Here is a 12,155-nt window from a genome sequence, read left to right on the forward strand (position 1 = left end):
AATCTTAGCATTTTTTAGATAGATTGGGACAAAAAGGCCGTCTGAAAACAGGGTTTAAATGTTTTCAGACGGCCTTTTGAATGCAGTCAAAACGGTCCCGTCATCACCAACTATTACAGCAACGTCTGCTACGGCCAGCACAGCGACCGCACCTTTTTCACCAATTCGGAAGACATCATCATCGATTATCACTGGGCGCTCAGCAATTCATGGCGTGTGAATTGTAATAATTATGTTTTGGGACGCTCGCCCCGATAAGGCCGTCTGAAAGCGCGAGCTTTAACGAAGTTGGAACACAAAAGCAGCCTGCACTTGGGCTTTCCCAAATGTGCAGGCTGCTTTTCACGCTTTTAGGCTGCTTATCCCTGCCCGCCCATCTTCTCACGATACCACGCCAGCTTCCGCTCCAAAAACGCCCAATGAGCGTCCAATTCCTGCCGTTTGCGTTTCAAAGCCGCCTGATGTTCCTGCAAAATCCGGTAACGTTCGGGGACGGTTTCATCGCCCAAATGCCGCAGCCGCGCGTATTCCTTGATTTGCGCCAGCGGCACGCCCATGTCTTTCAGCCGAAGGATGAAACCCACCCATTCCAAATCGCGCGCACCGTATTCGCGGTAGCCGTTGGCGTTTCGTTCGGGGCGCAGCAGCCCTTCCTGCTCGTAGTAGCGCAGCGTGGCGGCGGACAAACCCGTTTGCGCGGCAAATTCCTTGGTCTGCATCAAATCTCCTTGCTATAAAGTGCGCTTGATAGTTTAACCTGTCCGTGCAATTTTGCAAATTTGAGTATGGAGACGAAAAATGTTGAATCATCAGGATTTAATGGCACGCGGCTTAGCGAAGCTGAACGAAATCGACGGCGAGCAGGGCGACAAGGTGAGGCAGGCGTTGGCGGATATTTCGCCCGATTTGGGCAAATACATCATTGGTTTCGCGTTTGGCGAGATTTACCAGCGCCCGCAGCTTGATGTGCGGCAGCGCGAGCTGGTAACGCTGGCGGCTCTGGCGGCGCAGGGCGGCTGTGAAAACCAGTTGCGCGTGCATATCCACGCTTCGCTGAACGTGGGGCTGACGCGCGATGAAATTGTGGAGGCGTTTATCCAATGTATCCCGTATTTGGGTTTTCCGAAGGTGCTGAATGCGGTGTTTGTAGCGAAGGAGGTGTTTGCGGCGGCGGAGTGATGCAGGCTGCCTGAAACCTAAAAAGGCTACCTGAAAGCGCAGCTTCAACGAAGTTAAAACGGAGTTCCTGAGAAACGAAAAGCAGCCTGCACATCCACAAAACAAATTGATGCGTTTATTTGGCAGGGACGACGGGCAGGGAACCGTTCAAAAGATAATGAATGGTTTCTTGAACCGTACGGATGGCGTTGCCAAACGGCAATGGGTCTTTGCCGCGGAAAAACAGGCCTTTATCGACCTCGCCGCGGAATGCGGCGGAAAGTTGGATGTCGATACAGAATTGACCGGCTTTGGCCAAACCGTCGCGCAAGCCGCAGCTGGTCAGGCAGTTCAGGCCTTGGGTGCAACGGCGCGGATCGTTTTTGGCGTTGGCTTGCAATTTGGCCTCGCGTTTGATGTAGTTGTCGAGGAATTTGGTGCGCACGCCGCGTGCAGGCAAACCGGCAACAGACATGAATTCAACCACTTTTTCGGTTTCCGCACCGGCCAGCGTTTTCTTGAAGTTGATGTGGGCATCGCCTTCTTCGGTCACGGCAAACGCGGTACCGATTTGAACGGCGGACGCGCCCCAGTTTTTCAAGGCTGTTTTGACTTTTTCAAAGTTTGCCATGCCGCCGGCGAGTACCAACGGGATTTTTTCGCTTTCCAAGCCCAAGTTTTTGAATACTTCAAACGTTTCTTCAATAACGCGTTTGAACTCGAATTTGGCATCGTTCACGCCGTCAACGGTTGCCGCACCCAAGTGGCCGGCTGCGTGGGCTGGGTGTTCGATAACGATGGCATCGGGCAAGATGCCTTTTTTCATCCAACGTTTCAAAACGATGTTGATACCGCGTGATTCGGACAAAATAGGGAAAAGGGCGACATCTTTGTGATAGCCCTCGGCCATTTCCGGCAAGTCCAAAGGTAAACCTGCGCCCATTACAATCGCGTCTGCACCGGATTCGCAGGCCTGACGGACGTAGGCGGCATGGTCTTTGACGGCTTTCATGACGTTGACGGCGATCATGCCTTTGCCTTCTGAATCGGCTTTGGCTTTTTTGATTTCACGGTCAAGCGCGATGCAGTTGAGGCGGGTGTATTTTTCTTCGCTGGAATCGATTTTTGATTCAGCCAGCAAATCTTCGTGCAAGTGGCGCAAATCGACGCTGGCGATGGTACCTACGCCGTTTTCGCGCGCAACCGCGCTAGAGAGTTTTGATGCGGAAACGCCTACACCCATACCGCCTTGTACGACGGGGATCAGTGATTTGCCACGGATAATCAATGGGTCAAAGTTGTTTTGCATGGATGCTCCTTCATAGATTCTGGATAGTGCCGTCTGAAATCCTATGAAATGGATTGGATAACGGGCTGATGTGTATATAAATAAGTGTGTTTTTCGCCGCCGTTTTTCAGACGGCATGAGGCGTGTTTTTAAAATTTTAGGAATTATACTCTAAGTTAGTGTAAAAATTAGAGTATTAATACAGTTTTTTTAAAGAAAAAATTGAAAAGTCTTGTTAATAAAGGAATAAATTTTATGATGGGTTGGATTGAGGAGGCGAAATTGCAAACAAAATCTACAAAGAAAAAGGCCGTCTGAAATTTCAGACGGCCTTAAGTATGGGAATCGGACAGATGTCGGATTACATTTGTTTTTTAGCGGCATCAATGGCGCGTTGGTCAGGGTTGATCAAGATTTCAACGCGGCGGTTTTGTGCGCGGCCTTCAACAGTAGCGTTGGAGGCGATTGGTTGACGGGAGCCGTAACCGAAAGTGCTCAAACGGGTGCTGCTTACGCCACGGGATTGCAGGAAAGTGGCAACAGATTCGGCGCGGTTGCGAGACAATGGCTCGTTGATGGCGTCGTTACCGGTGTTGTCGGTGTGGCCGTTGATGGTCAAAGTGGTGTCAGGATATTGAACCAAAGTTTGCGCAGCGGCAGATAGGGCGCTTTGAGCATGGCCGCTCAGGGCGGCGCTGCCGGTAGCGAAGGTTACGTTTTCAGGCATAACCAGTTTGATTTGGTTGCCTTGACGTTCAACTTCGATGTTGGTGTTGGCCAGGCTTTGACGCAGTTTTTTCTCTTGGTAGTCCATGTAACCGCCGATACCCGCACCTACTGCACCGCAAGCCAATGCGGAGTTACGCGCGCCTTTACCGCCGTGGGTCAGTGCACCAACGATGCCGCAAACAGCCGCACCGCCCAAACCGTACATAGCGGTTTTGCTGGCGGATTGTTGGCCGGTAACAGGATCAGTTACACAGCCGGTGAGCGCCAAAGGAATTGCAGTGGCAATAACGGTCAGGGGTTTCAAGAATTTCATGTCGTATCCTCTTTATTAGATGACGGCCCGGGCCGTCTGAAAAAATGAATAAAAACCGCGTGGATCATTACGGATTTATGATACTCAATATCCGAAACGCAAAAGAATGGGTTTAACCCGATATTACGAAAATATTTGCCAGTTAACATAATTCTGAAGCATTTCTGCATTTCTCCGACAGTTTGGCCGTTTTGTCGCGAAATAACAAGCAAAGTTTTTTACAGTTTCTTCCGTTTTTTCTGCTTGCGGCGATACCAGTTGACGAATGCCCATTTCAATCTGACCTTGACATCGTATCCCACTGAACCTGCACCCAGTATGAGCAAAACGGCGGAAACGGGCAGGGCGAAATGATGGCCGACCAGATGATAACCCCATGCGCCAACCACGCCGCCCAGTAAAAACGACAGCATCAATCCGCTTAAAAGCCACATTTTCGGTTTGTTAACTCGGACGTGCGGTAGGCGCGGATGATGCTGTTTGGAGTAATAAAGCGCGCGTGAGATTTCAATGCCCAAGTCGGTCGCCGTGCCGGTCATGTGGGTGGAACGGATGGCGCCGCCGGAAAGAAGCGTGATAACCGTATTGTGCATACCCATAATAAAACATAATAAAAACAATGCTAAAGACGGCATAATAAAATCAGAGCCGCCAAAATCCCACTCCATCGCAGCAATACCGAACCAGCCGAATATCAACAGATAAACTGCTTCCAGCCACATGGAAAACCCAAAGCTGCCACGGAAACGCATCTGCTGCGTCCATAAAATTACCCAACCCGAATGCGCGGCACCGGCAACAAAACACAACACGCTGATGAAAGTCACCGCGGCAGACCACCAGTCTTGGAGATACAGCACATCAGCCAAAAGAGACATGGAGCCGGTTACGTGGGAAATATAGCGCGCAAAAGCAAAAAATCCCCCCGCATTAATCGCACCGGCAAGAAAGGCCATGATATAGCCCAGCCGTCTGAAACGGGCATCGGAAATATTGTGCTCGTGCAGATAAGGGCGGTCCGCCTGCCAAAACGGCGGCGTGTGTTGCCTGTGGTGGCGCAATCGGTAGGAGTGGGGCGGTTTGTCAGCGTTCATCGAGTGGGTTTGGAGTTAAACATTCATACAGGGTGTATTTTATATGCAACTGTCTGCCGATAAGAACAAATAATCTAAAGTGTTCCCAAGTTGCCACACTTGCCCATTACACAATGAGGGCGTACATTAATAGAAAGATATAAACATAAGGAAACATCCGATGAATCCTATCCGTCTGACCTTATTGTTTGGCGCCGTTGCATTGCTGGCCGCCTGCGCCACCACGCCCGAGCAAAAAGCCGCACGCGCCCAAGCGCAGAAACGCTATGAGCAGGATCTTCAAGTCAATCTTGCCGCCCAATGCGATCAGGAAACAGCCGCACTGATCCGCCGCAAATTTGACGAAGAAGGCAAACCCGGTGTGGCAACTGCGGAACAAAAAGCCTTCCGCCTCAAATATATCGACAAAGTTTCCGACCCGATGTTCCAAGCCTGCTACAAAATGGCATGGCAAAACTATATTTCCCAAGAACAGCTGCGCGAAGCCCGCTACTATCGCTATTACGACGATTGGGGTTATCCGTTTGGCCGTTATCCTTGGTGGTGGTAAGGTATTAACAAACCTTAGGGCCGTCAGAAAGCATATATTTATTGGTTTCAGGCGGCCTAAGGTTTATTGAAACGGCAATAACGTTTACAATAGCCGCCTATTCAAACACACTACCAACTACCCATGAACATCTGGCTTGGACAGCGACATCCGCCCCAATTTCCGCAAGGAGCCGCCGTAACCATTGGCAACTTCGACGGCGTACACCTCGGGCACAAACATATCCTGCAAAAACTCAAACGAGAGGCAGACCGGCGCGGTCTGCCTGTTGTCGTTGTTATTTTTGAGCCTCAGCCCAAAGAGTTTTTTGCGCGTAAAGCCGGGAAAAAGCTGCCTTACCGCATCAGTCCGCTGCGTACTAAATTGCGCCTTTTGCGTGAAACCGGCTGTGTGGATGCCATTTGGGTTTTGCGCTTTAACCAAACTTTCTCCGAGATGAGCGCACAAACGTTTATCGACCGGCTTTTGCGAAAAACGCTCAATACGCGTTATCTGCTGATTGGCGATGATTTCCGTTTCGGTGCGGGTCGGGAAGGCTGTTTCGAACTTTTGGCACAACAGCCTGATATGCAAACCGAGTGCACACCGTCCGTTATCGTTGAAGACATCCGCACCAGCAGTACCGCCGTCCGCCAAGCCCTTTCAGACGGCAAGTTGGAATACGCCAAAAAACTGTTGGGGCACGATTACGTGTTAAGCGGCAAGGTCAAGCACGGGCAAAAACTCGGCCGCACCATCAACTCGCCTACCGCCAACGTCCAGCTTCCCCCGTATCATTATGCGCTAAGCGGCGTATTTGTCGTCGAAGCTGACGGCGCATTCGGTACGCGCCGGGGCGTGGCCAGCTTTGGTTTTAACCCCACTGTCAGCAACAACCGTTCGCAAAAGTTGGAAGTCCACCTGTTCGATTTCAACGGCGATTTGTACGGCCAGCGCATCTTCGTCCGCTTCCTGCACAAACTGCGTGACGAGAAAAAATTTGAAAGTATCGAAGCATTGAAAACCCAAATTTTGCAAGATATGGAAGATGCAAAGGTTTGGAAACCATAGAAACGCTTCTATACGCTTATAAAATCAAGACAATTGGGCTACAATAAGTCCTTTGAATTCTTTCAGACGGCCTGTTCTTTTTAAAATGAGCAATCAGGCCGTCTGAAACCGAAATACCGCAACAATAGAGATTAGAAAATGACCGATTACAGTAAAACCGTAAACCTGCTCGAGAGCCCGTTTCCAATGCGCGGCAATCTTGCCAAGCGCGAGCCTGCATGGCTGAAAAGCTGGTACGAGCAAAAACGCTACCAAAAACTGCGTGAAATCGCCAAAGGCCGTCCGAAATTTATTCTGCACGACGGTCCTCCGTATGCCAACGGCGACATCCACATCGGTCATGCCGTCAATAAAATTCTCAAAGACATTATTATCCGCAGCAAAACCCAAGCCGGTTTTGATGCGCCTTATGTGCCGGGCTGGGACTGCCACGGCCTGCCCATCGAAGTGATGGTAGAGAAGCTGCACGGCAAAGACATGCCCAAAGCCCGTTTCCGCGAATTGTGCCGCGAATACGCCGCCGAACAGATTGCCCGTCAGAAAAAAGACTTTATCCGCTTGGGTGTGTTGGGCGATTGGGACAATCCTTACCTGACCATGGATTTCAAAACCGAAGCCGATACCGTGCGTATGCTCGGCGAAATCTACAAATCCGGCTATCTCTACCGCGGCGCGAAACCGGTTCAGTTCTGCTTGGACTGCGGCTCTTCACTGGCGGAAGCAGAAGTGGAATACAAAGACAAAGTATCGCCTGCGATTGACGTTGCCTATCCGTTTAAAGACAATGCCGCGCTTGCCGCCGCATTCGGTTTGTCCGACATCGAAGGCAAAGCGTTTGCCGTTATCTGGACAACCACGCCTTGGACTTTGCCTGCGAGCCAAGCTGTTTCAGCTGGCGCAGACGTGGTGTATCAATTGATTGATACGCCTAAAGGCAAATTGGTGTTGGCCAAAGATTTGGCAGAAGATGCGCTCAAACGCTACGGCTTCGCTTCAGACGACCTGAAAGTATTGGCAGAAACCACCGGCGACAAGCTGGAAAACCTGCACATGAACCATCCGTTCCTCGAACGCGATATCCTCATGCTCAACGGCGAACACGTTACCACCGACGCCGGTACCGGCTTGGTGCACACTGCGCCTGCGCATGGTCTGGAAGACTACGCTGTCTGCAATAAATACGGTATCGAGCTTTACAACCCTGTCAACGCCGAAGGCAAATACATCAGCGAAACACCTCGTGTCGCTGGTATGAGCGTTTGGGAAGCCAATCCCGTCATCCTGCAATGGCTGGGAGAAACCGGCAACCTTTTGGCAAGCAGTAAAATCGAACACAGCTACGCCCACTGCTGGCGCCACAAAACGCCGTTGATTTACCGTGCGACCGGCCAATGGTTTGTCGGTATGGACAAAGCAGGTGCTGACGGTAAAACCCTGCGCGACAAAGCCATCAAAGCCGTTGATGACACTGAATTCTTCCCGTCATGGGGTCGTGCGCGTTTGGAAGCCATGATTGAAGGTCGTCCTGACTGGGTGGTTTCGCGCCAACGCTACTGGGGCACGCCGATGACCTTCTTTGTTCACAAAGAAACCGGTGAGCTGCATCCGAACTCTGCTGAGCTTTTGGAGAAAGTAGCACAACGCATCGAAGAAAAAGGCATCGAAGCATGGTTCTCTCTTGATAAGAGCGAACTCTTGAGCGCGGAAGATTGCGAAAATTACGACAAACTTTCCGATACCATGGACGTATGGTTCGACTCAGGCTCGACCCATTATTCCGTCTTGAAACAGCGCGAAGAATTAGACTGGCCTGCCGACCTCTACCTCGAAGGCAGCGACCAACACCGCGGCTGGTTCCAATCCTCTATGTTGACCGGTTGCGCCTCATCCATGGGTCGTGCACCATACAAACAGCTGCTGACCCATGGTTTCGTGGTTGACCAAAATGGCCGTAAAATGTCGAAATCCATCGGCAACGTCGTCGCACCGCAAGAAGTTTACAATGAATTCGGTGCGGACATCCTGCGTCTGTGGGCGGCATCTACCGATTACAGCGGTGAATTGGCGATTTCCAAAGAAATCCTCAAACGCGTTACTGAAAGCTACCGTCGTATCCGCAACACTTTGAGCTTCCTGTTTGCCAACCTCAGCGACTTCAATCCTATTGAAGATGCCGTGCAACAGGCAGATATGGTGGAAATCGACCGCTACGCCGTGGTATTGGCGCGTCAGCTACAAGAGCGTCTGGCAGGCGACTACTATCCGCGTTATGCCTTTCACTTTGCCGTAAAAGACATTGTTTCTTTCTGCTCGGAAGACTTGGGCGCGTTCTACCTCGATATCCTGAAAGACCGCCTCTACACCACCAAAGCAGATAGCCATGCACGCCGCAGTGCGCAAACAGCCCTGTATCACATCACACGCAGTTTGGTTCTGCTGATTGCGCCGATTTTGTGCTTTACCGGAGAGGAAGCATGGGACATCATTGGTGGCGGCGAAGAAGACAGCGTCCTCTTCCACACCTGGCATGAGTTCCCATCCATCAATGAAAAAGCCGAAGCCGAATTGGTGAAAAAATGGACGGCAATCCGCGAAGCACGCGAAGCAGTAACTGCCGCCATCGAGCCTTTGCGTACGGATAAAACCGTCGGTTCTTCATTGCAAGTCGAAACCGAAATTACGGCTCCGGAAGAAATTGCCGATTATCTGAACACTTTGGGCGAAGAATTGCGTTTTGCTTTGCTGGTGTCTAAAGCTGAAGTGAAAGTAGGTAATGAACTTACTGTAACCGCTAAAGCCAGTGATGGTGAAAAATGCGAACGCTGCTGGCACTATACCCACGATGTGGGCGCAGTTGCAGGCCATGAAACCATCTGTAAACGTTGTGCCGACAACGTTGACGGTAAAGGCGAAGAAAGACATTACGCTTAATTATTTGGTCTAAGATAAAGGCCGTCTGAAAACTTTGGTAATAGGTTTTCAGACGGCCTTTGTTTATTGAATCTGTTTTGTATAGCGAATAGATTTTGAAGGGTAATTGGGATTTGTGATTTAGGTAAAATGCAGGATAGGGTTTCAAGTTATTGCAGGGTAGGAGTTTAATTGCACAAAATAACTCTTACTTCAGAGAAAATTTGTTGAGGATACAGGAATGACGAATAATCATTTGTCTAGAATTGAGATCAATCATTACAATTCTGTATTCGTAAGTCTTTAATAAAGCAATGAGGTATCCTATGCGCCCTAAAGATAAGTTTGACATCAAGGCTTGCAAAAAAATTAAGGACTGCAACGATGAGGAATTAATTGAGATGGGGGAGTGGCTCTCAGGATGGTTGGGAGATGCGAACTTTCCTGTTTTTAGTGAAATTGTCGAAATCTTTGTAGAACGACAAGACACATTACTTCCATTCGTTTCAAATATTTTTTACTCAAATGATAGTATATGCATTTATTGGGTTTTACTTGAACTCTATCCAAAATTATCCTATCAAAACCAAGTAGCCTTAGCCATTGATTTGGAACATTGTCTTCATAATATTTCAGAAAAATTAATTTTGGATGAAGATGATGAAAACCTTAAAGAAATCTTGGAAAAAGTTTTAAATTAAGGTAGATATATATTTAATGATTTTGAAATAATGCATTGTCGGAGAAGATACCTTTTAAAGGGTCTTACTTATCCGTGGAGTATGGACGTATTTTGAACCTTCAAATAGCCTCATATTTGCATTTTATCCTTAAACGGAAATTTCGTTTTATCCAATATGAAAGGCCATCTGAAACAAGTTTTCAGACGGCCTTCAGCTATTCTATTGCTAAGTAGAAATTAGCGGGCAGAGCAAGAAGTTTCTACTTTGTTGCCGTATGGGTCAGTGAAGCCGAAGAATGCTTCGCTGCCTTTTTGATGCCATTCGGCGCCTTTACCGAACAAGCCTTGGTTGGCAACATAGCGTTCGCCTGAACCTGCAACGGCAGAAGACAGGGTGGCAACTTTGTCGTCAAGGCGTAATTCAACTTGATCGGTGCTCAGGTTTCGGATTTGTACAGACAGGCCATTTTCGCAGCTGAATGATTGAACACGGGCATCATGATCGTGTGTACGGCCGTGGTCATGATTGTGCTCGTGACGGTGACCATGGTCATGTTGATGGGCTTCGGGTGCGGCACAGGCAGCGAGGCTCATGGCGGCGGCAATTGCAAGCAGGGCTTTTACTTTCATTTTTGACTCCTATGGTCAGTGTTGAAGGAAGAATGTAGCGGCATGTTATAAATATCTTTATGGCTTCACAATAGGGATAACCATTATTTACTTTTTCTTCCTGTTTCCGGGAGTATGGCAGGATTTTTTGTAGTTTTGATATGAATGATTAATGCCGTTTGAAAAAAAACCGCACTTGCGCTAGAGGTAAACGAAAGTGCGGAAAATTCAGAGAGTTACATTGAAATATGGGTTGGGCCACTTAACGCTGGCGTGCTTTAAAGCGGGGGTTGCTCTTGCAAATAACGTACACTTTGCCTTTTCGGCGGACAATTTGACAGTCGCGGTGTCGTTTTTTTGCAGTTTTCAGGGAGGAGAGGACTTGCATTATTTATCCTTTCTGAAGGAAGACATCATGGATTGGTAACGTTGGTTGAACTTGCTGGCGCGGCCTTCGATATTGACATTGCGTTGTTTGCCTGTGTACACGGGGTGGGAAGCGGAAGAGGTATCAAGCGAAAAGAGGGGATACTCTATGCCGTCTTTCCAAACCATGGTTTTGCCGTGGGTATTGGCGCATGAACGGATAAGCCATCCTTGGTCTGCGCCGCTGTCGTAAAACAGGACGGTACGATAGTTGTCCGGGTGGATATCGGATTTCATTTTTTTCTCCAGTAAATGTTATGGTATAACATTATACTCCTAGAAAAAGAGCAGGCAAGTGTTTTTTGTTTTTCTTTATCACGGGATTGCGGCATTTTGATAAAATATGCGGTTTCAGGCGGCCTTTTTTATGAGGCCGTCTGAAACATTTTGTTTTCTGATGATAGGAATATGATGTATCTGCATAAGGGTTTCAGATTGGGCGGTGCGGTAAGCAAGGTGATGCCGATTGTCCATGTATTGTCCAAGCTGGGACTGTTGTTTTCATTACTGTTGGCCGTGCCGACACTGATGTCGTATTTTTATCACGACAGCGCGTTTCTCGTGTTTGCCTATACGGCTTTGACTGTATTGCTGGTATCGTGTGTAACTTGGGTGCTGACTTTGCGTTTCAACCGTGAATTGCGGCCGCGTGACGGATTTACCCTGGTATTGATGCTGTGGCTGGCCTTTGCCGTCGTGGCGGCGATGCCGATTTATTTCTATATGCCGTCCATGAGTTTCACCGATGCGTTTTTTGAAGCGATGTCGGGGCTGACGACAACGGGGGCAACAGTGATTTCCGGCTTGGATACGCTGGCGCCGTCTGTAAACTTTTGGCGGCACATGCTCAACTGGCTTGGCGGTATGGGTATTATCGTGCTGGCTGTGGCGATTTTGCCGATGTTGGGCGTGGGGGGGACGCAGCTTTTCAAAGCGGAAATTCCGGGTATGGATAAGGAAAGCAAGATGGCTCCCCGTATTTCGCAAGTGGCCAAACGGCTGTGGTTTGCTTATGCACTGACAACTGCTGCCGCCTTTGTATCCTTGCATATTGCCGGCATGGGCTGGTTTGATGCCTTGTGCCATGCGATGTCGGCTGTGGCCTTGGGCGGTTTTTCGACACATGATGACAGCGTTGCCTATTTTAATTCTGTAGCAGTCGAATGGACGTTGATGTTTTTTACTGTCTGGGGCGGTATCAATTTCGCCAGCCACTTTACTGCGCTGGGCAACCGCTCCTTGCAGGTGTATTGGAAAGATGAAGAATGCCGCACCATGCTGCTGGTTTTGTCGGGCAGTATTTTGATTTCGGCATTGTATTTATGGCAGCAGGACGTTTATCAAAG

The 12,155-nt window shown here is 49.1% G+C and carries 13 protein-coding genes; 6 read left to right on the plus strand and 7 right to left on the minus strand.

Annotated elements, in window-relative coordinates:
• Nucleotides 1-359 precede the first annotated feature (359 nt).
• The gene (locus tag ACTHUM_RS09615; protein WP_004520095.1) at nucleotides 360-719 is read right to left on the minus strand and encodes a MerR family transcriptional regulator; all 360 of its coding nucleotides are present in this window, start codon (nucleotides 717-719) and stop codon (nucleotides 360-362) included.
• A gap of 79 nt (nucleotides 720-798) precedes the next feature.
• Here ACTHUM_RS09615 and ACTHUM_RS09620 point away from each other — a divergent pair, with 79 nt between their 5' ends.
• Nucleotides 799-1,179, plus strand: coding sequence for a carboxymuconolactone decarboxylase family protein (locus ACTHUM_RS09620; protein ID WP_004520096.1), 381 nt, complete (start codon nucleotides 799-801; stop codon nucleotides 1,177-1,179).
• Between the two features lie 115 nt (nucleotides 1,180-1,294).
• Here the strand turns inward: ACTHUM_RS09620 and ACTHUM_RS09625 are convergent, their stop codons facing one another.
• The 3 genes from ACTHUM_RS09625 to ACTHUM_RS09635 form a co-directional block, all read right to left on the minus strand.
• Entirely contained in the window at nucleotides 1,295-2,467 is a 1,173-nt protein-coding gene (locus tag ACTHUM_RS09625; protein WP_004520097.1) for an NAD(P)H-dependent flavin oxidoreductase, read from the minus strand.
• 340 nt (nucleotides 2,468-2,807) lie between these two features.
• Nucleotides 2,808-3,488, minus strand: coding sequence for an OmpA family protein (locus ACTHUM_RS09630; RefSeq protein WP_004520099.1), 681 nt, complete (start codon nucleotides 3,486-3,488; stop codon nucleotides 2,808-2,810).
• Nucleotides 3,489-3,706: 218 nt separating this feature from the next.
• Nucleotides 3,707-4,582 carry a YoaK family protein gene (locus ACTHUM_RS09635; RefSeq protein ID WP_003747306.1) on the minus strand — a complete coding sequence of 292 codons (876 nt, stop codon included), beginning with the start codon at nucleotides 4,580-4,582 and terminating at the stop codon, nucleotides 3,707-3,709.
• A gap of 160 nt (nucleotides 4,583-4,742) precedes the next feature.
• Here ACTHUM_RS09635 and ACTHUM_RS09640 point away from each other — a divergent pair, with 160 nt between their 5' ends.
• From ACTHUM_RS09640 to ACTHUM_RS09655, 4 genes are all read left to right on the plus strand, one after another.
• On the plus strand, nucleotides 4,743-5,132 hold the full coding sequence (locus ACTHUM_RS09640; protein ID WP_004520101.1) for a hypothetical protein: 390 nt from the start codon (nucleotides 4,743-4,745) through the stop codon (nucleotides 5,130-5,132).
• Between the two features lie 123 nt (nucleotides 5,133-5,255).
• Nucleotides 5,256-6,182 (plus strand): bifunctional riboflavin kinase/FAD synthetase, encoded by a 927-nt coding sequence (ribF, locus tag ACTHUM_RS09645; RefSeq protein ID WP_004520102.1) that lies wholly within the window; start codon nucleotides 5,256-5,258, stop codon nucleotides 6,180-6,182.
• A 138-nt stretch (nucleotides 6,183-6,320) separates the two neighbouring features.
• Nucleotides 6,321-9,113, plus strand: coding sequence for an isoleucine--tRNA ligase (ileS, locus tag ACTHUM_RS09650; RefSeq protein ID WP_004520103.1), 2,793 nt, complete (start codon nucleotides 6,321-6,323; stop codon nucleotides 9,111-9,113).
• A 305-nt stretch (nucleotides 9,114-9,418) separates the two neighbouring features.
• Nucleotides 9,419-9,793 carry a DUF5071 domain-containing protein gene (locus ACTHUM_RS09655; RefSeq protein WP_004520105.1) on the plus strand — a complete coding sequence of 125 codons (375 nt, stop codon included), beginning with the start codon at nucleotides 9,419-9,421 and terminating at the stop codon, nucleotides 9,791-9,793.
• A 218-nt stretch (nucleotides 9,794-10,011) separates the two neighbouring features.
• Here ACTHUM_RS09655 and ACTHUM_RS09660 read toward each other — a convergent pair whose 3' ends face one another.
• From ACTHUM_RS09660 to ACTHUM_RS09670, 3 genes are all read right to left on the minus strand, one after another.
• Nucleotides 10,012-10,404: an MliC family protein gene (locus ACTHUM_RS09660; protein ID WP_004520107.1), complete on the minus strand. Its 393-nt coding sequence runs from the start codon at nucleotides 10,402-10,404 to the stop codon at nucleotides 10,012-10,014.
• 241 nt (nucleotides 10,405-10,645) lie between these two features.
• Entirely contained in the window at nucleotides 10,646-10,771 is a 126-nt protein-coding gene (ykgO, locus tag ACTHUM_RS09665; RefSeq protein ID WP_003685279.1) for a type B 50S ribosomal protein L36, read from the minus strand.
• Nucleotides 10,771-11,046 carry a type B 50S ribosomal protein L31 gene (locus ACTHUM_RS09670; protein ID WP_004520108.1) on the minus strand — a complete coding sequence of 92 codons (276 nt, stop codon included), beginning with the start codon at nucleotides 11,044-11,046 and terminating at the stop codon, nucleotides 10,771-10,773. The genes ykgO and ACTHUM_RS09670 overlap by 1 nt, the downstream gene beginning before the upstream one ends.
• A 171-nt stretch (nucleotides 11,047-11,217) precedes the next feature.
• Between ACTHUM_RS09670 and ACTHUM_RS09675 the strand changes: the two genes are divergently transcribed.
• A partial coding sequence (locus ACTHUM_RS09675) for a TrkH family potassium uptake protein (protein WP_440402836.1) occupies nucleotides 11,218-12,155 on the plus strand: 938 nt, incomplete at its 3' end.

It is taken from the genome of Neisseria sp. P0021.S006 (assembly GCF_051956895.1).